15 protein-coding genes are annotated in these 21,781 nt (G+C 53.9%); 10 read left to right on the top strand and 5 right to left on the bottom strand.

The genetic code is table 11. The annotated features are described in order from the left end of the window. The first annotated feature begins 197 nt into the window (after positions 1-197). The 4 genes from RA157_RS00835 to RA157_RS00820 all read left to right on the top strand — a co-directional run bounded on the left by RA157_RS00835 (position 198) and on the right by RA157_RS00820 (position 8,611). Positions 198-5,516, top strand: a complete 5,319-nt coding sequence (locus tag RA157_RS00835) for a choice-of-anchor D domain-containing protein (protein ID WP_350334594.1) — start codon at positions 198-200, stop codon at positions 5,514-5,516. 479 nt (positions 5,517-5,995) lie between these two features. Beyond that, positions 5,996-7,030 carry a fatty acid desaturase gene (locus RA157_RS00830; RefSeq protein WP_350334593.1) on the top strand — a complete coding sequence of 345 codons (1,035 nt, stop codon included), beginning with the start codon at positions 5,996-5,998 and terminating at the stop codon, positions 7,028-7,030. Between the two features lie 11 nt (positions 7,031-7,041). Continuing rightward, positions 7,042-7,680, top strand: coding sequence for a glutathione S-transferase family protein (locus RA157_RS00825; RefSeq protein WP_350334592.1), 639 nt, complete (start codon positions 7,042-7,044; stop codon positions 7,678-7,680). Positions 7,681-7,912: 232 nt separating this feature from the next. Further along, on the top strand, positions 7,913-8,611 hold the full coding sequence (locus RA157_RS00820) for a hypothetical protein (protein WP_350334591.1): 699 nt from the start codon (positions 7,913-7,915) through the stop codon (positions 8,609-8,611). On the opposite strand, the gene RA157_RS00815 is transcribed toward RA157_RS00820, so the two are convergent. Further along, positions 8,538-9,005 carry a hypothetical protein gene (locus tag RA157_RS00815; protein WP_350334590.1) on the bottom strand — a complete coding sequence of 156 codons (468 nt, stop codon included), beginning with the start codon at positions 9,003-9,005 and terminating at the stop codon, positions 8,538-8,540. The two genes, RA157_RS00820 and RA157_RS00815, sit on opposite strands and share 74 nt — an antisense overlap. A 9-nt stretch (positions 9,006-9,014) precedes the next feature. Next, on the bottom strand, positions 9,015-9,272 hold the full coding sequence (locus RA157_RS00810; RefSeq protein WP_350334589.1) for a hypothetical protein: 258 nt from the start codon (positions 9,270-9,272) through the stop codon (positions 9,015-9,017). A gap of 803 nt (positions 9,273-10,075) precedes the next feature. Here RA157_RS00810 and cas9 point away from each other — a divergent pair. The 6 genes from cas9 to RA157_RS00775 all read left to right on the top strand — a co-directional run bounded on the left by cas9 (position 10,076) and on the right by RA157_RS00775 (position 18,892). After that, positions 10,076-13,372 carry a type II CRISPR RNA-guided endonuclease Cas9 gene (gene cas9, locus RA157_RS00805; RefSeq protein ID WP_350334588.1) on the top strand — a complete coding sequence of 1,099 codons (3,297 nt, stop codon included), beginning with the start codon at positions 10,076-10,078 and terminating at the stop codon, positions 13,370-13,372. 54 nt (positions 13,373-13,426) lie between these two features. Further along, positions 13,427-14,362 carry a type II CRISPR-associated endonuclease Cas1 gene (gene cas1 / locus RA157_RS00800; protein ID WP_350334587.1) on the top strand — a complete coding sequence of 312 codons (936 nt, stop codon included), beginning with the start codon at positions 13,427-13,429 and terminating at the stop codon, positions 14,360-14,362. Beyond that, complete coding sequence (cas2, locus tag RA157_RS00795) at positions 14,359-14,724, top strand: CRISPR-associated endonuclease Cas2 (protein WP_350334586.1); 366 nt, start codon at positions 14,359-14,361, stop codon at positions 14,722-14,724. The genes cas1 and cas2 overlap by 4 nt, the downstream gene beginning before the upstream one ends. Before the next feature lie 861 nt (positions 14,725-15,585). Beyond that, positions 15,586-16,620, top strand: a complete 1,035-nt coding sequence (locus RA157_RS00785) for an amino acid ABC transporter substrate-binding protein (protein WP_350334585.1) — start codon at positions 15,586-15,588, stop codon at positions 16,618-16,620. Between the two features lie 69 nt (positions 16,621-16,689). Beyond that, the gene (locus RA157_RS00780; protein ID WP_350334584.1) at positions 16,690-17,823 is read left to right on the top strand and encodes an ABC transporter permease subunit; all 1,134 of its coding nucleotides are present in this window, start codon (positions 16,690-16,692) and stop codon (positions 17,821-17,823) included. Between the two features lies 1 nt (position 17,824). Next, complete coding sequence (locus RA157_RS00775; protein ID WP_350334583.1) at positions 17,825-18,892, top strand: amino acid ABC transporter permease; 1,068 nt, start codon at positions 17,825-17,827, stop codon at positions 18,890-18,892. Between the two features lie 76 nt (positions 18,893-18,968). Here the strand turns inward: RA157_RS00775 and RA157_RS00770 are convergent, their stop codons facing one another. Genes RA157_RS00770 through metC form a run of 3 tightly spaced genes read right to left on the bottom strand, consistent with a single transcriptional unit; the run spans position 18,969 to position 21,652 of the window. Beyond that, the gene (locus tag RA157_RS00770; protein ID WP_350334582.1) at positions 18,969-19,853 is read right to left on the bottom strand and encodes an MBL fold metallo-hydrolase; all 885 of its coding nucleotides are present in this window, start codon (positions 19,851-19,853) and stop codon (positions 18,969-18,971) included. Positions 19,854-19,867: 14 nt separating this feature from the next. Beyond that, the gene (locus RA157_RS00765; RefSeq protein WP_350334581.1) at positions 19,868-20,503 is read right to left on the bottom strand and encodes a VOC family protein; all 636 of its coding nucleotides are present in this window, start codon (positions 20,501-20,503) and stop codon (positions 19,868-19,870) included. A gap of 9 nt (positions 20,504-20,512) precedes the next feature. After that, complete coding sequence (gene metC, locus RA157_RS00760) at positions 20,513-21,652, bottom strand: cystathionine beta-lyase (protein WP_350336245.1); 1,140 nt, start codon at positions 21,650-21,652, stop codon at positions 20,513-20,515. Positions 21,653-21,781 lie beyond the last annotated feature (129 nt).

The raw sequence follows: 21,781 nt of genomic DNA, 5'->3' as shown, positions 1-21,781 counted from the left end.
TTGTGTTGCACAAATGCCACTTTTTCGATGGACTCCCTGAAAAAATTAACAAGGTGGTAATCAATTAGGTTGCGTCAATTGCTTCGCTCGTATTAGTTGTTTCTCGTTTCGGTTGATTTGAAAGGGTTCTTAGAACGATCGGCAGAAGCAAACTTATGAGGTGCGACGACACGATTGCACCCACAGGGGTGGCATACATGATTATCGGATCTGATCGATCAGCAGGATGGCGATGGACCATTCGGTCTCTTGCCGTTTTTCAACTTGTCTTTGGGTCAATGCTGAGTGTTCTGTTCTGGACGGCCATGCCAAATCAGGCGGAAGCATCCTTTACGATGTGCCCGGCTTTGGATGTCACACCATTCCCTATTCAGGCCGGGCTTGATCTGACGGCCGACAATTGTACCGACACGAATTCCTTACCTGTTTCGCAGCAGAATAACGACTTTATTTTAATACAGCCTGCTGATGGAACAGGTTCAACCACCTTTGAAATTCAAGAGGGGCCAGCCGATGCCCGCGATCTTGTCTATCAGGTGAATGGTGGTAGCTCTATTGATAACAATGGTGATGGTACAACGATCGACTGTAGTGGTGGATGTACGGTTTCCGGTACCCATGGCGGTACGCCATTCAGTTTTACTTACACGTTTAATACAGGCACCGGCCAGGGCGCGGTTGGTGTCCTGGCTCCCGAGATTGAAGTGTCATCTTCCGAAAGCGGTGGTGTTGTTCTGGATGGTGGAACCGATGCCCAGGGTGATGAGCCCATCAGTACGGCCAAGACGGTAACCTACACGGTCACCAATTCCGGTTCAGCGACGCTGAATGTGACCAATATTGTCGCGAGCAATCTGTCGAACATCACGGGCAGTCCGACGATTTCCTCGACGAGTTTTAGTATTGCATCGGGTGGCGGACCCCAGACCTTTGATGTGACCTATACGCCGACAGCCACGGGTGCCTTCTCATTTGAGCTGGACATCACGAATGATGATTCAGATGAGAATCCTTACGATATTCTGGTATCCGGTACTGGTGTTGCGCCTGAAATTGCCGTGTCGTCCTCTGAAAGCGGCGGTGCTGTTGCGGACGGGGGAACGGACAGTTTTGCATCGTCTCCCGTTGCGGGTTCCCCCGCAATTGTAACCTATACAATTGAGAATACCGGGACGTTTGCACTGTCTGTTACGCCTCCCACTGTGGGAAGCAATGTGACATCGACGTCAAACGTTACTGTTAATGCCATGACGTTGGGTGCTGTCAGTGTCGCCCCGGGTGGCACGACAACACTTGTCGTCAATTATACGCCGACTGCTGCAGGGGCGTTCAGCTTCGCGTTTAACTTCGCCAATGGTGATGCGGACGAGAACCCTTACAATATCACCGCCAGCGGTACGGCAGTCGGTCCGCCGGAGATTGCGGTTTCCTCTTCTGAGGGTGGTGCTGTTGCGGATGGTGGAACGGACACCTTCACATCAACCCCGGCGGCTGGCTCCCCGGCGATTGTGACCTATACGATTTCGAATACGGGCGCATCTGCTCTGTCTGTTACGCCTCCGACTGTTGGGGGTAATGTGACGTCGACGTCGAATGTGACGGTGAACAGTATGACGTTGGGTGCCGTGAGTGTTGCCCCGGGAGGAACGACCACACTCGTCGTCAACTACACGCCGACCGTTGCCGGGGCATTCAGCTTCGCGTTTAACTTCGCCAATGGTGATAGTGATGAGAACCCGTACAATATCACGGCAAGCGGTACTGCGACGGGCACCCCGGAGATTGCGGTTTCCTCGTCAGAAAGTGGTGGTGCTGTCGCCGATGGTGGAACAGATACCTTCACCTCGACACCTGCAGCAGGTTCCCCGGCGATTGTGACCTACACAATCACAAATACAGGGACGTCTGCGCTCAGTGTTACGCCTCCAACTGTTGGGGGCAATGTGACATCAACGTCGAATGTGACAGTGAATAGTATGACGTTGGGTGCCGTGAGTGTTGCACCCGGCGGTGGAACGACCACGCTCGTTGTGAATTATACGCCGACTGTTGCAGGCGCGTTCAGCTTCGATTTCAACTTCGCCAATGGTGATAGTGACGAGAACCCGTACAACATCACAGCGAGTGGTACTGCGACGGGCACTCCGGAGATTGCGGTTTTGTCTTCTGAGGGTGGTGCTGTTGCGGATGGTGGGACAGACACTTTTACGTCGTCACCTGTCTCTGGCTCTCCAGCAATCGTTACCTACACAATCACAAATACCGGGACGTCCGCCTTGTCCATCACGCCACCGACTGTTGGGGGCAATGTGACGTCGACGTCGAATGTGACGGTTAATGCCATGACGTTGGGTGCCGTGAGCGTTGCTCCGGCAGGGGGGACGACAACACTCGTTGTGAACTATACCCCGACTGCTGCAGGCGCTTTCAGCTTCGCGTTCAACTTCGCCAATGGTGATGGTGATGAGAACCCGTATAATATCACAGCCAGTGGTACGGCAGTCGGCCCGCCTGAGATTGAAGTATCGTCTTCCGAGGGCGGTGCGGTTGCTGATGGTGGAACGGATACTTTCACCTCGACACCTGCAGCGGGCTCCCCGGCGATTGTGACTTACACAATCACGAATACCGGGACGTCTGCGCTCAGTGTTACGCCACCGACTGTTGGGGGCAATGTGACCTCCACATCCAATGTGACCGTGAATGCCATGACACTCGGCGCTGTCAGCGTGGCTCCTGGTGGCGGCACGACAACGCTTGTTGTGAACTATACGCCAACGGCTGCTGGCGCATTCAGTTTTGATTTCAATTTCGCCAATGGTGATGGTGACGAGAATCCGTACAACATCACAGCCAGCGGCACCGCGACAGGTACTCCAGAGATAGAGGTTTCGTCTTCTGAGGGTGGTGCTGTCGCTGATGGTGGAACGGACACCTTCACTTCGACACCTGCGGCTGGCTCCCCGGCGATTGTGACCTACACAATCACGAATACCGGGACGTCTGCGCTCAGTGTTACGCCTCCCACTGTGGGTGGCAATGTAACGTCCACATCGAATGTGACCGTGAATGCCATGACACTCGGCGCTGTCAGCGTAGCGCCAGGTGGCGGTACGACAACGCTTGTTGTGAACTACACGCCAACCGCTGCTGGCGCGTTCAGCTTCGCGTTTAATTTTGCCAATGGTGATGGTGACGAGAACCCGTATAACATCACGGCCAGCGGTATAGCGACAGGTGCTCCGGAGATAGAGGTTTCGTCTTCTGAGGGTGGTGCTGTTGCAGATGGTGGGACGGATGCCTTCACGTCTACCCCTGTTGCCGGTGTGGCAGGTACAGTCACCTACACGATTACCAATTCCGGCACGTCCGCTCTCTCTGTGACCGCGCCTACCGTTGGCAGCAACGTCTCCGCGACAACCAATGTTGTCGTGAACAGCCTGACACTCGGTTCGACAAGTGTCGCTCCTGGTGGTGGGACCACGACACTTGTTGTGAATTATACGCCGACCAATTCAGGGGCGTTCAGCTTCGCGTTTGACTTTGCCAATGGTGATGCTGATGAGAATCCGTTCAACATTACTGCAAGTGGCAATGCGAGTGGTACACCTGAGATAGAGGTGTCGTCTTCTGAGGGTGGCGCTGTGGCCGATGGTGGAACGGACACCTTCACCTCGACACCGGCGGCTGGCTCTGCGTCGACTGTTACCTACACAATCACAAATACCGGGACGTCTGCGCTCAGTGTTACGCCTCCCACTGTGGGTGGCAATGTGACGTCCACATCGAATGTGACCGTGAATAGCATGACCCTCGGCGCTGTCAGCGTAACGCCGGGTGGCGGTACAACAACGCTCGTTGTGAACTATACGCCGACTGCTGCAGGGGCGTTCAGCTTCGCGTTTAACTTCGCTAACAGTGATGCTGATGAGAACCCGTATAACATCACGGCCTCCGGGGCGGCATTGGGCGTTCCGGCAGCGCTGGCAGCAACCTCCGGGTCTGGGCAGATTACCGAAATCAATACAGCCTTTGGCAGCCGTCTGGTGGCCACATTGACGGATGCCAGCGGCAATGGTGTTGCCAACGAGGCGGTCACGTTTACAGCGCCTGCCAGTGGAGCCTCGCTGACATTTGCATCGACAGGGACCAATACCGAGACCGTAACCACAGATGCCAATGGTGAGGCGACAAGCTCGATTATGACAGCCAACTCTGTTGTGTCGAACTTTCTCGGAGGAAGTGCGTTTGAACCCTATATGGTCACAGCGCAAGCCGCAGGAGTGACTGATGTCACATTCTCTCTGACCAATACGCGCGATTCATCGGCAGATATCACCAAAACCCAGGAAGTGATTGCGTCTTTTGTCACCAACAGAGCGGACAGGATTGTCTCAGAGCAACCTGACTTGGTTGACCGGCTCAAGGGTGGAGCTTTCGGGCGCCAGAACAATTTCAACAGTTTTGCCTTTGATATCAGTTCACAGAACAAATCAGCCAGTTTTGAGTTCAGCTACAGGGCCTTCGTCAACAAGATATCCTCTCTTGGGGAGCGGAGTGAAAACGCTCCAGAAGGGACAAGCCAGCTCGTTGACCGCTTTTCGGCTTTTGATGAGCTGGAGGCGAAAGACGCTGCTCGCAGACATTCTGCCTTCTCGCAGGAAACACGCGACCTGGAAGAGACCTTTGCAACGCTTGCCTTTGATGAGGGGCAGGTTGACGGAAAACAGGGTGGGGCGGTTCAGTCCGGTTTCGACTTCTGGGCCAAGGGCACTTATGCAGCGGTTGAGAATGGCAGCAGCGAGAGCGAGAACGGGATTTTCTTTGCCGGTGTTGATTACCGGTTCCGGGATGATGCCTTGATCGGGCTTATGGGGCAGCTCGATATTTCTGATGAAGAGAATACTGTGGCCAATACCTCTGCCGATGGCATTGGTTGGATGGTCGGGCCATATGCAGTTGTACGACTGCATGACAATCTCTATCTGGATGGCCGTGCGACCTATGGGCAATCCTACAATCAGGTCAATGCTCTGGGGTTGTTCTCGGATGACTTCGATACACAGCGGGTTCTGATTCAGGGCGGCCTGACAGGCGACTTTGATATGGGGCCGTTGAACGTCAATCCATTCCTGAAGGTCACCTATTTCTGGGAAGAACAGGAATCCTATACCGATACGCTGGGGAATTTGATCCCCAGTCAGGACTTTGACCTTGGTCGTCTGGAGTTCGGCCCCAGGGTGTCCTATGACATTCAGGGAGAAGATGATTACATCATGTCTCTCTTCATGTCGTTGTCAGGTATCTATGACTTTAACGAATTACGCGATGACACAGCGACGACCGCTTCCTTGACATCATCTTCAGATTCCGTACGGGCTCGAATTGAAGCCGGGGCGGCTGTTTTGTTCTCAACCAATAACATCAGAGTTACGGGAGAGGGCTTCTATGATGGTATCGGTGTTCGTGACTTTGAGGCCTATGGCGGGTCTCTGAGTGTCAACGTGCCGTTCTAGGATTCAGACCCATAGATTACTCCCGCAGACCCGAAGGGCGGGGCTGTTTTCCAGCCCGGCTTGAGCAGGGCAGTATCCCGTTTTGTGTCGATCTTCTGATCCTGTCTGACCGATGACATCCCAATTCGGAGCCTATGGTCCAGAATTGGCCCTGCGTCTATCTTTCCAGCGATGACAGCAGGACTCTTATAGAGAGGTGGCTCGCCGTGTATTCGTCATCCTCTCAGCAGGCGATGGAAAGAGGTTGGCATGATGTCGGGGAAGCCATGCCTTGACATCGTGTTGTGTTCGTGGAGGTGTAGCGGTGAATGACCTGTTTCCGTGAAGACCGCTTACATGGAGTTCCGCAATCAGGTGCTGGTAATCCGTTACGAATCCGCCGATAAAACAGTATCACGATTGCTTTAAAGAACTTATCTTTCCAACAGACCGGCAATCATATAAGAACCCTGTCCACGAACTCAGAAAAGGGCATTTGCATGGTCGAACAATCCGAAGCTTCCGGGCAGCTGCCTGAAACGCGCACTGGAAGAGAGTGGGTCAAGGTTCTTTCCGAATATCGGGAAGCGAGCACCTGGCGCAGTTCATTCGAGCTTGCTGTTACTCTGGGACCGTTTCTTCTTCTTTGGGGGCTTGCCTGGTGGTCGCTGTCGGTCAGTTACTGGCTGACATTCGGGATTTCTGTTGTCAATGCGGCCTTTCTTTTGCGCCTTTTCTGTATCCAGCATGATTGCGGACATGGGGCGTTCTTCCAGAACCGCACTGTCAGCGACTGGCTTGGCCGGGTGATTGGAGTGCTGACGCTGACACCCTATGATGTCTGGCGGTGTACCCATGCGATCCATCACTCCTCTTCCGGCAATCTTGGTCGACGCGGTATGGGAGACATCCATACGCTGACGGTGGCTGAATATCGTGAACTGACACCGTTCAACCGTCTGGTTTACCGGCTGTACCGGAATCCGATTGTTCTGTTTGGCCTGGGGCCTGGTTATCTGTTCTATTTTCAGAACCGGTTGCCGCTCGGCCTGATGGACAGTGCCAGATACTGGACCAGTGCGATGTGCACCAATGCAGCTATTTTTGTTGCTGTGGGGCTTATTCTCTATTTCGGTGGTCTGATGCCAATCCTGCTGATTTTCCTGCCGTCAACGCTTCTGGCTGCCACTGCAGGGGTGTGGCTGTTCTATGTGCAGCATCAGTTCGAGACCACGCATTGGGACGAAGAAGAAGAATGGCAGCTTCATGATGCGGCGCTCAAGGGCAGTTCTCACTATGTGCTGCCCCCGGTGCTGCAGTGGCTTAGTGCGAATATCGGCATTCACCATGTGCACCATCTTTACAGCCGCATACCGTTCTATCGTTTGCCGGAAGTCCTGCGTGACCATGCGGTTCTCGCCAATGAAAACAGGCTGACAATTCGGGAAAGCATTTCTGCTGCCCGACTTCACCTCTGGGATGAAGAAGGCAAGCGTCTTCTGTCTTTTGCTCAGGCACGTGCTCTGGTTCGGTAGCCGAGGCACGCATGTACAGGCTGTTTTATGCGGAAAAAAGTGCTTCCATGGGCATCCGGGTGATACTGGAAGAGCTGGACCTGCCGTATGAACTGCTCCAGACGAGCGTCGAGCCGGGTGAGCCCCGTCCAGAAGCGCAACTGGCCGTCAATCCCAATGGATGGGTGCCTGTTCTTCAGTGGGAGAACGGCGCAATGTATGAAGCGGCGGCCATAATCGTTTTCCTCTGCGACCGGCATGGGGAGAAGGGCCTTGCTCCGGCTATAAATGACCCGGCGCGTGCGCTTTATCTGCAGACACTGGTCTATTTCTCGAACTCGATTCAGAATGCCTTTCAGCTCACCTACTATCCGGATCGCTTTGCTGATGCGGTAGAGTATGAACCGAGCGCCGAGAGGCGTGGTAACCGGCGGCTTGCGGAGACATGGCGGGTTATTGATGAGCAGATCAGCGATAATCGATGGCTGCTGGGCGATCGGTTCAGTGCTGCTGATATCTATCTGTTCATGCTGACAACATGGTTGCGGTCTTCAAAGGGCCATCCACCTGTTTCCGATTTTCCAAATGTCAAACGGATTGCGGACGCTGTGATGCAAAGACCCAGTGTCCAGCTTGTCTATGAACCCTGGATATCCAATCCGGAATATTGAACGGCTCTATTCTCGCCTTCCTGTTGCTGGCGCTGTTTGTCGAGCCTGATTCAGGATCTGGGTGTTACTCAATAGTCGACCCGGTCTCTTTCGCGTGTATTTGGTTGCAATAAGAAAATGCACGGTAGAGCGATACTGTTTCTCAACCCATACTTATCAATGGTATGTCCAAGATTGTTTGCGCAATCTGGAGGGCAGCATGGGTACAGACAACAGACAGAACCGCCTTGTTGTGACCAAGGCGATCGGGAAGCTGAACAGCGCGATTGAATCTGCTGGGGTAACATTGGTTGAGTCAGACTCTTTTGCGGATATGAAGCGCATTGTGTCGTGCATGCCGGAAAAGCGGGTGACACAGCAGGCGGATAACAAGTTTTTTGATTTTACATCTGACAACGGGTTTTGGATTGGCGCGTTTGATGGGGAAGGGAAGTGTGTCAGCGTGCAGGCCGCGCGCCTGGACTGCCTGGGACGAAAGACACTGTCGGAATACTGGAATGAGCAGCAACCGCGCCTTTATGGCGGCCGGATAGGCAAACGTCACGCTATCGCCGCAGACCAGATAACAGGGCGGGTTGTTTATCATGGTGACTACTGGATTGACCGCTCCATAAGAGGCGGTTCGGTGAGCGTGCAGATCGCGCAGCTTGGCTATCTCATGGCGCTCATTAATTTTGATTGTGACTACCTCTATGGCCTGATGGCGACCAAGGGCGTTCACGTGGGGTTTCACTCTCGTGTCGGCTATACACATGCTGTGCCGCATGGAACCGACTGGGAACTTGAACCAGAGGGGATTTCATCGGAAGACTGGCTTGTCTGGATGGACAAGGCCAACATGTATTATCTGGCCGAGATCATTGATCGCTACGGTGCAGAACATAACCCATATACGCAAGCAGGCTCGGCGGCTTCCGGTGATCAAGCCTGATCGGCAGGATCAGCCGTTCATAGGTCATATGAGTTCCGTGTACACGTGTTTCCGCGATCTGATAGACGGGACTGCCTGTCTGGGCAAGCACATAGCCAGCACTGGCGTCCTCTTCCAGCCTGTTATCAGTGGTTCTGCCTCGATGACTGGGGTCGTCTGCCCAGTCATCGCCGAAGACAGAGCGCTGACTGGATTGGCTGCCAACAAAAAGAATGGTGGGGGATTGCCCAAGCCTGGCGTCCATCGCACAGATGGAAAGGTCGGAAAAGACCGCATTGTGTTCCTGGGTCAGAACGGATCCCGCACTCATCACGGCATCGTAGAACTGCCCGAGCCGCTCTGAAGCGTGGCCCGACTGCAGCCATGAAACGGGGAGGGAACTGAAACGGTTCATCGCGATACCTCAATGCGCGTGTGTATCATGTGTTCGGGCAAAGGCTGTCTGTGTCCGCAATATATCACTCATGACCCGAATGTATTCCAGCTTTTGTTCGTCAGCCAGCAGGGCCGGGTCAAGCGTGTTGAAGCGATCCATCAGAATGAGACCGGCCAGAGCCTGGAGGTCATGCCGTTCAATATTGGCGTTCAACCGCTCAAGCTGTTCCTGTGGCGTTGCAGCCCGGGCATGTTGCAGGATTTCCATAATATCATCGATAAGCATAAATGCCCCCAAGGCTCCGTTCCGCAACGGAGGATTATACAATCTATCTATGGAGCCGCTTCTTTCCCGTTTGTCGGGATTTTTATACTTGCTCTTATGGGGCATATCGGGGAAATCGCGTTTATCCGCGATGGCTTGGCACCCCCCCCAAGGCAGCACATCCCCTTCTGAGGCCGTACTATATCACCAGTATCCGTGATAGCAACCAGATGGCGAGTGGCACTCGTCTGGTAGACAACAGATCAGCTTCCAGCGGGGCGATCAGCGTGGTGTCCAACACCATATGCAAACAGAAAAACCGCCCCCGGAGGAGCGGCCTTATCTGGTGCCGTCTTAGCTTGTTAACGGCCAGACGCGTATTTTCTGATCTATAATCAATCTCAGATTGATATATTCCAGAGCATACGTCAAGTCTGCCTGGCCGCAACTACCAGTAATTTGTCTTGCAAAAGCAAAAATTTTGACAAGAAAAATTCCAGTAATCTGCAGAATGGGCAGCAGATAATTGCCGCTGCCCAAATTATTGCCTATAATCTTCTCATGGACCACCTCCCGCAACGGACCAGTGTCCTACGACTGCACGGCCTATGGTTCCGTGATTTGTTGCTGAGGCTCATGATGTTCTAGGCTCGAAATTAGGCATCATGAGCCTTTGTTTAAGATAGCAGAGATGTGTGTAGAAAAATAGTCCCTTACCAGTAATTTATATAAATATTGCTAAGTCGTTGTTTTATTGTATCATATTGTGAATACAGCTTGGTGAGTTTATATTCGTCTTATCGGTCAAAGGTTGTGGGTTCTGTATGGCTAACCTCTTTTTCACGAATCGTCTGTTCTCTTTCGACATCGGCACCAACTCAATTGGCTGGTGCGTGTTTGGGTTGGATTCCAATGGAGAGCCGGACCGTATTCTTGATATCGGGACGCGCATTTATTCAGACGGGAGAGAGCCGAAGTCGAATGCTTCTCTTGCGGTTGCACGGCGGGAGGGACGGGCAGCTTCGCGGATGCGGGATCGCTACAAGCGGCGACGTAAGGCGGCGTTACGGACCCTGATTGAATTTGGTCTGATGCCTGCGGATAAAATAGCCCAGAAGGCGCTTCTGCTGGAAACCGGAGATCGCAAGGCGGAAACCGGTGAAGACAGTGCCAACCCTTACGCGCTGCGGGCCAAAGCTCTGGATGAGGTTCTGCCGCCAGCTTATATCGGTCGGGCTCTGTTCCATCTGTCACAGCGGCGGGGTTTCAAATCAAACCGCAAGACAGATCGCAAGGAGAACGATCAGGGCAAGATCGCGCTGGGCATTGCTGACCTAAAGGGCCGGATGCATGATACGCGCGCGCGGACTTACGGAGAATGGCTGTCGATGCGACGTGAGGCGGGGGATGTGGTCCGTCTCCGTGCCGGCTCTGATGCCTTTGATGAGACCGGTTACGCGTTTTATCCTGAGCGATCGCTGCTTGAGGCTGAGTTCCATGCGATCTGGGATGCGCAGCAGTCGCATTATCCGGACCTTCTGACTGAAGAGCGCCGTGCTTATCTGTTCAGGGTGATGTTCTATCAGCGGCCATTGAAAAAGCCGCAGGTGGGGAAGTGTGCTTACAATCCGCTGGAAGAACGCCTGTCCAAAGCTCACCCGCTGTTTCAGGAATTTCGCCTCTATAAGGAGGTCAATGAGCTGGCATTGGTTCAGCCGGACCTCCAGGAACGAAAACTGACGCCTGATCAGCGTGATGCCCTGATCCACCATCTGCGCAGCAAAAAGGAGGTGACCTTCAAGGCGCTGCGGAAGACCCTGAAGCTGACCCCGGATTTTTCGTTCAACAAGGAATCTGAAAATCGCCAGAAGCTGAAGGGAGATGAAGTCTATGCGGCCCTGTCTGACAAGACTCGCTTTGGCCCGAAATGGGCAGGGTTTGACCGTCAAGAGCAGTGGCAGATTATCCAGACTCTGAAAGAGGAAGAAGACCCGGACCGTGTGTTTGAATGGCTGCAGGAGCGTTACGGAATAGCGGGGGAGCAGGCTGAAGCGATTGCCAACTGCCCGCTGCCGGATGGCCATGGACGTATAGGAGAAACGGCTCTTTCGTCCATACTTGATGAGTTGAAGAACACGGTTGCGGATGGTTTTGTCATTCCCGAGGCAATAGCTGCTCAGAACTGTGGGTATAAACACTCCGAACGCAGCGCTGAGGATGAGGGCGAGGCATTCCTGCCGCCGTATCAGGAGGTGCTGGCACTGCATATTCCGCCGGGCAGCGGTAATCCGGACGATATTTATCACATCTACAAGGGTCGGATCACCAATCCGACCGTTCACATCGGGCTCAATCAGCTCAAGCGTTTGGTAAATGCCTTGATCCGGGTGCATGGCAAGCCGCGCTTTATGGCTGTGGAACTGGCTCGCGACCTGCAGCTTTCTGATGAGCAGAAGAGGAAGGTCAAGCAGACGATTACCAAAAACACCCGCGCTGCGGAGGCGCGCGGGAAAAAGCTTGAAAAGCTGAGCCAGCAGAACAATGGCTATAACCGGCTGCTGCTGAAACTCTGGGAAGAGCTGAACGTGGATAAGCCGGAAGACCGAGTCTGCATCTATTCAGGAAAACGGATTGGTATCAAGATGCTGTTTTCCGGTGAGGTGGATGTTGATCACATCCTGCCCTGGTCGCAGACACTGGATGACAGTCCGACGAACAAGATTCTGTGCCTGAAATCCGCCAACCGGCAGAAAGGCAATCGGGCTCCGGTTGACGTGACAGAATGGCAGTCTCGCTATGATGAGATTCTGGCTCGGGCTGCCCGCCTGCCGAAAAACAAGCGCTGGCGGTTTTCTGCCGATGCGATGGAGAAAGTTGAAAAGGATGGCGGATTCCTGGCTCGGCAATTGACGGATACTCAGTATCTGTCACGCATGGCGCGGGAATATCTCGAATGTCTGTATCCCTATGAAGAAGCAGACGAGCATGGTGAGTTGAAAAGGCGCAACCATGTTCTGGTATCGCCCGGGCGGCTGACAGAGATGCTGCGGCGAAACTGGGGGCTCAATTCCCTGCTGCCGGACAGCAATCTCGGCGGGATGGCACAGGCCAAGAACCGCAAGGATCATCGTCACCATGCGATTGATGCGGCTGTCGTCGGTGTCACCACACGCAGCCTGCTCAACCGTATTTCCAAGGCGGCCGGGCGGATGGACAGTCTGGATCTGGAGAATTACGTCAACAAGACTGTGGGCGAGATTCTGCCCTGGGAGACTTTCCGCTCTGATCTTCGCGAGGCTGTCAACAGGATTACCGTCAGCCACAAACCGGATCATGGCACTGTGTCTCGCAAGGGCTATGCCGAGGGCAAGGGGCAGACCGCTGGCAAACTGCACAATGATACGGCCTATGGGCTGGGTCATGACCCGGATGGCCGCCCGGTCGCGGTTCATCGGGTGCCGTTCTCCGGGCTGCAGCTGAAGGACCTTCCCACTATTCGGGATGAAGATTTGCGGGCTGAGCTGTTTACGGCGCTGGATGGCATCACCGATAAGAAAGCCTTGCAGGAGGCACTTCAAAAGTTCCGCGAAACGCATCCCAGGTTCAGAGGAATCCGGCGTGTCCGGATCGCTGAGGCGCTCAAGGTCATTCCGATTCGTGACAAGGAAGGCAGGGCCTATAAAGGCTACAAGGGCGATGCCAATTACCGTTATGATGTCTGGGAGACACTGGACGGCAAATGGCATTCTGAAGTGATTTCCATGTTTGATGCCCACCAGTCAGACTGGCAATCGGCATTTCACAGGGACAATCCAACGGCTCGCCGGGTCTTGCGTCTGCAGCAGAATGATATGGTGGCCTATGAGCATCCCGATGATGGCTATACCATCGCCCGGGTGGTGAAATTTCGCGTAAGCGGGCAGATCGCCCTGGCCAATCACAAGGAAGCGGGTAGTCTGAAATCCCGTGACGCGGATAAGCAGGATCCCTTCAAATATATGAGCAAAAGTGCATCCGGCCTGAAAAAAATCCAATGCCGTCAGGTGCGTATAGACGAAGCCGGTCGTGTGTTTGACCCAGGGCCGCAAGACAGGGAAGCGCGGAAAAACAAGATAAAATAAGCTTTTTTCTTGTTTAAATTGCATTTATTCAAACCATGATAGCATAATGCCATCATGGATCGGATTGTCGATATATCAACCGACGGCCTGTATCTGTCCGTCTATCGCGGCTTTCTTGTCATTTCCAGCGAGGATGGTGAGCTTGGTCGCATTGCACTGGACGATATAGGAGGACTTATCGTTCATGCCCATGGCGTGACGTGGTCCAATCAGGTGTTTGTTCGACTGGCTGAACGAAATGTTCCGGTGGTTTTATGTGCGCCTAATCACGCGCCGGTCTCTGTCGTCTGGCCTCTTGAGGGGCATCATATTCAGGGAGCGCGGTTGAGGGCCCAGCTTGCGGCTTCCAAAATTCTGCAGAAGAGAATCTGGCAGAAGGTGATTGTTGCGAAGATCCGACTTCAGGGGAAAGTCCTTCATGCCAATGGCAAGGAGGGTGGTGGCTTCTGGACACTGGCACGCAAGGTCCGGTCCGGTGATCCTGACAACATCGAAGCCCAGGCGGCACGACGATATTGGAAGCAGTTGTTTGGTCCGGATTTTGCCCGTGATCAGGATGCCGGCGGCGTCAATGCACTGCTGAACTATGGTTATACGGTTTTGCGTGCCATTGTGTCCCGGGCCGTTTGTGCGGCGGGCCTGCATCCGACCATGGGCATTTTTCATTCCAATAGAGCCAACACCTTTGCATTGGCTGATGACCTGATGGAAATCTATCGACCTCTTGTCGACCAGCTTGTCCTCAACCTTCTGGCAGGCGGTGTTGATGAGGTAACACCTGAGGCCAAGCACGCCCTGACCAGTATCGCGACGTTTGATCTGGAAAGCGGGCCGGGACTGTCACCTCTTTCTGTCCAGGTGTCCCGACTGGTTCATTCTGTTGTTACCAGTTTTGAGACAGGCAAAGCCACTCTCGAATTGCCAGCTCTGCCATCCCCTCTGGAGCTGTCAAGCCTTGGCAGGCTGGTCGAGGAGGACGACGCACCATGACGGCATTTGAAAACAAGGCGAATAATGGTGCCACTCATTTAAGCGGATATCAGATCATGTGGATGCTGGTGACATTTGACCTGCCGGTCGAGACAAAGAAACAGCGCAAGGCCGCAACAAAATTTCGCGAATTTCTGCTGGATATCGGCTTCGAAATGAGTCAGCTTTCCAATTATCTGCGCTATTGTAACGGCAAGGAGCAGTTTGAAAGTTATGTCCGCCAGATCGAGCAAGCCTTGCCGGAATGGGGCGATATCTACATCTTCCAGTTTACCGACAGGCAGTATGAAAATATTGTCCGATTCTCGGATCAGGCGCGCAAAAAACGCCGAAAAAATCCCAAACAATTGGCTCTTTTTTGAGGAAATGTCTCATTTTAGCTCCAGTAGAAGCGGTCAATTCCCTTTTTATTTCAAGGAATTAACCGATTATCTACTGTAGCAGATCAGAAAATACGGTCCAACCGCAACCCCAAAATGGTCGAAATATCCTTCACGGGAAACTGCAGAAGATCAGCTGACCCGGGTTGAGATCCGTGCCCCTCGCTCAGGCTTTGTGAACAATCTTGCTGTCCAAACCATTGGTGGTGTCATCAGCCCGGCTGAAGCTGTCATGGTCATCGTGCCAAGAGGGGACTTGCAATGTAATAGGTGAAGTTGGATGCGCAAGGCAGCTCAGAGTAGATGAATTTCCACGAAACAACTGAGACGTCACGCAGGGTTTTTTTTACTTACACTCTCGGCTCAAAGCCGACATTTTGCTAGTCGTCGATTTGGCAACGTATCTTCCCAAAACCTGCCATTTGTTTCGAATGTAGATTTGCGATGGCTCTAACAGTCGCAACGCGGTCAAAGCAACATATTGTTGCGTCACCCGCCTCCCGGTTCGTCAGGCCGCTTGCACGCAACCTCAAAGCTTCTCTGATCTTCCTCATAGGCAATCTCGCCATTGGGTCCTTCCCTTTCTTCAAAAGAGCGAAAGGCTACTCGCCACGTGATTGCTCAGCACCCCGACAAGGAACTCTGCGGTCTTGTCCGCAGGCCCCGGAATCCTGTCCGCGCTAAATCGGAATGGGTGTCCGCGTCAGATTGGAATCCTTGTCCGCGCTACCCCCGGAACGCGCAGTCTGTTGAGTCGAAACTGTTGACTTGCTCACACAAGTTATTCATTCTATATATCAGTACTAATGTATTGATATATAGAACAACAGTGGAGCGAGAAAAATGCTAGTTAAACATCTAGCCTTGGGATTGGCAGTAGCTGGGGCCTTGGTATTACCCGGTATTGCCAAGGCCGAAAGTCCGACAATAAAAGCAATCCAGGAACGTGGCACCTTACTGTGCTCGGGCCACAACGGGTCCTATTTCGGATTCGTCGAGGTAAACGACCGGAACGAGTGGAAAGGTCTCGACATTGACCTTTGCCGCGCAATGACCACGGCTCTGCTGGGTGATCCGGAAAAGGCGCAGATTGTTCCGCTCAGCTGGGCGCAGCGCTTTCCGGCGCTACAATCTGGTGACGTGGACGTGATCATCAAAGCGACAGGTTGGACAATGGGCCGCGATACCGAGCTGGGTCTGCAGTTCTCGATTCCTTACTTTTTTGGCGGTGCGCAGTTCATGGCGCATGGCGATCTTGGGATCACCGATGCCAAGGATCTGGAAGGCGGTACGATTTGTGTCGAGGCCGGAACCACCATCGAACGCATCGCCGCGAATTATCTGCAAAGCCTTGCTGTCGAACACACCATGGTCAGCTATGAAAAGGCGTCCGAATTGCGGGCTGCTTATCTGGCCAACCGGTGCGACAGCTTTGTGGCTTGGGGTCCGTTCCTGGCCGTTCTGCGCGCCACGGAACTTGAAAACCCCGATGCGCATGTGATCCTGAATGACCAGTTGTCGAACGAGCCAATCTCGGCCGCAATGCGGCAGGGTGATGAAGACTTCGTCGATTTCACCAACTGGATGTTGGCCGCGCTGCTCATTGCCGAGGAAGAAGGTATCACCTCGGAAAACGTTGAAGAAATGGCCGCAAACCCGCCGAACCCGAAAATCGCACGTCTGCTGGGTGCTGAGCCCGGTATGGGCGAGCGTCTTGGATTGCGCGACACTTGGGCCAAAGAAATGATTGCCGCAATGGGTAATTATGGCGAAATCTACCACCGCAATCTGGGTGAAAACAGCCCGTACAAACTGGAGCGCGGTCTCAACAACCTCTGGAGCCATGGTGGCGTGCTTTACGCCCCGCAGCTCGACTAAGTTTTGACTTAGCCCGGGGCTGCAGGTTCTGCGGCCCCGAAACGTCCTTCAAAGCAAAAGATCTGATCCATGGACGCATCCGCACTCAAGGCGCGCGCCAATCGGCGTAAGCTGATCATACAAAGCGCGTTGATCGTTTTTTCGGCGCTTATCATTATCAGCGCTATTCGGAGTGCTCAGGTCAATCTCAATGCTTTGGGGCTTGCCAGTGGTTTTGGATTTCTCGAACGGTCCACCGGCTGGTCGTACTCCTTCTCGCTGATCGAGCGGGATATCAACGACAGCTATGCCCGAACCCTGACCATCGGGTTTTTGAACACGGTTTTTCTGGGTCTGCTGACAATCGTATTGTCCACGATCTTCGGCTTCCTCATCGGCACTTTCCGTGATGCGCGAAACCCGGCGCTTAAGACTGCAGCTACCGTCTATATCCAGACCTTCCGAAACATTCCGCTGATCCTTCAGGGGATTTTCTGGTACGCCATCGTGATCCACCTGCCGGGCCCGCGACAGGCGATGAGTCTCGGCGATGCGATCTTCTTGTCTAACCGCGGGTTGATGATCCCGCTGTTGAACGTATCACTGACCGTTGCGCTGGTGATGGTCCTTGTTTTGATCGTAGCCGCATTTTTCATGGCGCGGATGAAAGTCAGCGTTATCAAGATCGTGTTGGCCATGATTGGTTTGTGCTTCTTCATGGTGTTGATCGCGACTGGTCTGACAGTACCAGCGGGTGAGGGCGCGATTTCTTGGCCCGAACTCAAAGGGCTGCGCTTCGTTGGTGGATTGACCATCTCACCGGAGCTGCTGGTGATGATCATTGCGATCACGCTCTATGGTTCGGCCTATATCGCCGAGGTGGTTCGCGGCGGTCTGGTTGAAGTCCCCAAGGGCTTGATCGAGGCGGGCGAGGCGCTGGGGCTGACACAACGTGTGATCTGGGCGCGGATCAAGATGCCGATGGCGCTGCGCACCATCATCCCGCCGCTGGGCAATCAGTGGATTTTCATCATGAAAGCGACAACCATCGGGGTCGCCATCGGCTTTTCTGACCTGTTCTACATCGTCTCGACGTCAATCACGCAGTCCGGTCAGACTCTGGAACTGATTGCCATCCTAATGGGCGCGTTCCTGCTGGTGAACTTCACGATTGCGCAGTTCATAAATTGGCTGAACGAAAGTCTCAAACTCAAGGCGCATTGATATGGCTGACGCTGTAGTTTCCAAGAAGTTCGATTGGCAGCTGTTCCGCCGCCGTTCTTTTGCCTCGCCGATGGACACGGTCATCACCGTTATCGTCTTTTCTGGTCTTGCGTGGTTGGTCTGGCAGGCGTTGAACTGGGGCATCCTCAACGCGGTTTGGAGCGCCGATGATGTAGAGCAATGCGGCCATGGTGGTGCTTGCTGGTCGGTCATCGACGCGCGGCACCGGCTGATCCTGTTCGGTCTTTATCCATATGAAGAGCATTGGCGGTCCACTCTGGCCTGCCTGTCGATCATCGCTACTGTGGTGATTTCCTGTTTCCCGTGGACATGGACTACCAAGCGTCTGTCGACGATATGGATTGCGGGTTTTGCGATCTATTACCTGCTCATGGAAGGCAGCCTGTTGGGCTTGCCCCAGGTGACAACGGACCAGTGGGGTGGACTTGCCCTAACTCTGTTTCTGTTCTCAAGCGTCGTGCTGATCGGGATGCCGATGGGGCTTGGGCTGGCGCTGATGCGACGGTCTGAGATGCCCGTGGTGCGCGGGTTTGCCTCGCTGGTGATTGACCTGATCCGATCTTTGCCGCTGCTGACAACTTTGTTCACAGCTGCGGTTGTGATCCCGATCCTGTTGCCCAGCTGGCTGGAGGGCGACAAAATTTGGCGTGTGATCATCGCTTTTGGCTTGTTCTTTGCCTGCTACCAGGCCGAAGTTTTACGAGGCGGATTTCAGGCCATCCCAAAAGGCCAGTTCGAAGCGGGCAAAGCGCTGGGTTTGACCTATTGGCAAATCCTTGGGCGCATTGTGCTACCACAGGTATTCCGCCACGCGCTGCCGGCAACGGTCAACAACGTGGTCGTGACCTTCAAGGAAACCGCGATTGTAATCATCATCGGGTTCTTCGATATCCTCGCTTCGGCCAATGCCGCTTTCGGCACCGGCGCATGGGCACCTTATTACATCGAAGTGCTTGCCTTTGTGGCTGCTATCTACTGGATCTTCCTGTTTGGCCTTGGTCAATACGGCGAATACCTGAAGCGGCGCATGAACGTTGCAGAGCGGTAATCTCTCCTCGGCCTCCCTTCTCCGCTTCTGCACAAGCAACGCCCACCTAAAACCGGATGGGTAATTTTCGTGATGGTCAGAGTTTATTGATTGGGGTCTTAAGCATCATGTTGCCGTCCGGGTCCTCAGGCACTTCGCCTGCGCGCATGTTGACCTGAAGCGATGGCAAAATGAGCTTTGGAACCGCCAGTTGAGCGTCCCGTTCCGTGCGGAACTTGATGAACTCGTCTCGCGTCTTTCCCTCGCCGACATGGATGTTTTTGGCCTTTTGCTCGCCAATCGTGGTTTCCCATGCGATTGCCCGACCACCGGGGCCGTAATCATGGCAGATAAACAGCCTCATCTCGTCCGGCATTGAAAGGACCCGCTGGATTGAATCATACAGCTGACCGGCGTCTCCGCCCGGAAAGTCAGCGCGTGCAGACCCGCCGTCCGGCATGAAAAGAGTATCACCTACGAAAACCGCATCACCGATGACGTGCACCATGCAAGCGGGTGTGTGTCCCGGTGTATGCAATGCAAAGCACGAGAGGCCGCCCAGTTGGTAGGTCGCGCCATCCGAAAACAAAACATCAAATTGGGACCCGTCCCGTTGAAACTCGGTTCCTTCGTTGAAGATTTTACCAAACGTGTCCTGAACGGTCTGAACATGTTCGCCAATACCGATTTTGCCGCCCAGTTTCTGTTGCAGATAAGGTGCGGCCGAGAGGTGATCGGCATGCACATGCGTTTCGATTATCCATTTAAGCGTCAGCTTGTTATCGCGAATGTGGGCGATGATCTGATCGGCGCTGTCGAACGTCAGACGGGCAGCCGCCAGATCAAACTCCATAACCGGATCAACTATGGCGCAGGCTGTTGAGGCCGGGTCGCGCACAACATAAGTGATCGTGTTCGATCCCGGGTCGAAAAAACCCGTTATGTCAGGCCTTTGCGTTAGATCCACGGTTGGGATCGACATGAAACACCCCTTCGTTATTCGATAGTCACCGACCCTTTCGGGCTGTCCAGTACAAAAGAAAGCGCGGTTGGACCCTCAGCGATCTCGGCCAAGTGCGAAATCTGCAATGTCTCGAATATCTCTTTCAGGTGCGCAGGATCCGGTGTTTGGATTTGCACTTTGGACAAAGTCACACCAAGGTTCTGTTGTCCAGTTGAAGGGTGCGGGCCGGGCGACCATTCTATGAACGCGGGCAACAGGCCATTTTCAGGCAAATGACCATCTTTGGGGACGGTCAGACGCCAAGTGCGGTCGCCTCGCTGGAAATTCACAACTTCACCCAGATCAATAGGGCTGGACGCGATCACAGCATCCAGATCGTCGGTGTTGACCACCCAGCATAAGGCGCGCGGGCGTTCTTTCAGGCGCGCTTGTGTGGTATTATCGTCAAGCGAGAACCAGCGCGCGCGCGCCGGTTCGGGCGCGTCGGGGTCGATTGCGATAAGCTCGAAGAAGCTCTCGTTTCCGGCCTGCATCACGCAGTTATGCGTGCTCATCGCATCGTGCTTTGATCCTTGAGGAATGTCGACACCCAGCGCGTCTTTCATCGCGGATACGCCCTGTGCCAAGGTATCGGCACCGACGGCAAAGTGGTCGATCTTGTTGCGCATTCTGAGTCCTTATTGGTCAAGCAGGGGGAGTGCATTTGCGAGGTCTGATTTCAGGCTCTCAACATTCTCCAATCCGATGTTGAAGCGGACAAGCTGGCCGGTCTCCGACCAGTTTGTTGCCGTACGGACGGGCGTGACGGGCAGGACAAGACTTTCATACCCGCCCCAACTCACGCCGATCCCGAAATGATGCAGCGCATCAACAAATGCCCGTACCGAACGTTCGCTGCTTGTATGAAATACAACGCCAAACAGGCCCGCAGCCCCGGTAAAGTCACGCGCCCAGTTCTCTTGACCGGGGCAGGAGGGCAGAGCGGGATGCAAAACGGTTTTCACTTGCGGCTGATCCGCAAACCAAAGCGCCATCTCACGACCAGCGGCGTCGATATGTTCCATCCGCAGCTTTAGCGTTCTGAGGCCGCGCAGTGCCAGCAGTATTTCCTGCCCCCCTGTTTTGTCGCCGATCTGCATCACCGCTTTGCGAATGACCTTTGCATAGGTCGCATTACTTGCGGTGACCCCCAACATGCAATCGGAATGGCCCGAGATGTATTTGCTGCCGGAATAGACGACGATATCGACGCCTAGGGCAATGGGCTGGCTGAACACGGGTGTGCCCCAGGTATTGTCCAGAATGGTCGGCACGTTTGCCGATTTTCCCGCTGTGGCGATGGCCCGAATATCGGGCATCTCAAAGGTTCCCGACCCGGGACTTTCGAACATGATGGCAGCGGTGTCTTCGCGTATCAGATGCCCTATTGCGCTGCCGATCATAGGGTCGAAATATTCGACCTGAACTCCTTGCTGAGTCAAAAGACCGTCACAAAAGGCCCGCGTATTGCCATACACATTGTCGGCGACCAGAAGATGACTGCCAGGTCGGGTCAGGGCCATCAACGTGGTGGTAATCGCGGCCACGCCAGAGGAGGTCAGTGTGATCGCATCGGCACCTTCGAGCTTTGCGAGCATCTGTTCCAGCTTATGCGTCGCGGCGTTGCCGTATCGCCCATAATAATGCGTGCCGCTTTTGTATCGCGCATCGCGCGCGGCCTCGAACTCGGACAAGGTGTCAAACACCATCGTCGAGCCGAGCTCGATCGGCATATTGACGTGCCGCCCTTCGATACGATCTGGTCGTCCATCCTGCACCAGACAGTCCGATAAATTAATTGGAGTGTTTTGCACTTTTGTGCCCTTTAATGTTGACAGGCATGATGACAGCCAGTCAATGTTGTGTCAATATTTGGAAAGTGAGTTTTTTATAACGGAACAAAAAAT

Origin of the sequence: Coralliovum pocilloporae (assembly GCF_030845175.1) — a bacterium.
GTDB lineage: Bacteria > Pseudomonadota > Alphaproteobacteria > Rhizobiales > Cohaesibacteraceae > Coralliovum > Coralliovum pocilloporae.
This window is presented reverse-complemented; position numbering and strand designations above follow the sequence as displayed.

Coding starts and splice junctions, on each gene's coding strand:
- RA157_RS00835 (WP_350334594.1), top strand. CDS start 198: ATGATTATCGGATCTGATCGATCAGCAGGATGGCGATGGACCATTCGG.
- RA157_RS00830 (WP_350334593.1), top strand. CDS start 5,996: ATGGTCGAACAATCCGAAGCTTCCGGGCAGCTGCCTGAAACGCGCACT.
- RA157_RS00825 (WP_350334592.1), top strand. CDS start 7,042: ATGTACAGGCTGTTTTATGCGGAAAAAAGTGCTTCCATGGGCATCCGG.
- RA157_RS00815 (WP_350334590.1), bottom strand. CDS start 9,005: ATGAACCGTTTCAGTTCCCTCCCCGTTTCATGGCTGCAGTCGGGCCAC.
- RA157_RS00810 (WP_350334589.1), bottom strand. CDS start 9,272: ATGCTTATCGATGATATTATGGAAATCCTGCAACATGCCCGGGCTGCA.
- cas9 (WP_350334588.1), top strand. CDS start 10,076: ATGGCTAACCTCTTTTTCACGAATCGTCTGTTCTCTTTCGACATCGGC.
- cas1 (WP_350334587.1), top strand. CDS start 13,427: ATGGATCGGATTGTCGATATATCAACCGACGGCCTGTATCTGTCCGTC.
- cas2 (WP_350334586.1), top strand. CDS start 14,359: ATGACGGCATTTGAAAACAAGGCGAATAATGGTGCCACTCATTTAAGC.
- RA157_RS00785 (WP_350334585.1), top strand. CDS start 15,586: ATGCTAGTTAAACATCTAGCCTTGGGATTGGCAGTAGCTGGGGCCTTG.
- RA157_RS00780 (WP_350334584.1), top strand. CDS start 16,690: ATGGACGCATCCGCACTCAAGGCGCGCGCCAATCGGCGTAAGCTGATC.
- RA157_RS00775 (WP_350334583.1), top strand. CDS start 17,825: ATGGCTGACGCTGTAGTTTCCAAGAAGTTCGATTGGCAGCTGTTCCGC.
- RA157_RS00770 (WP_350334582.1), bottom strand. CDS start 19,853: ATGTCGATCCCAACCGTGGATCTAACGCAAAGGCCTGACATAACGGGT.
- RA157_RS00765 (WP_350334581.1), bottom strand. CDS start 20,503: ATGCGCAACAAGATCGACCACTTTGCCGTCGGTGCCGATACCTTGGCA.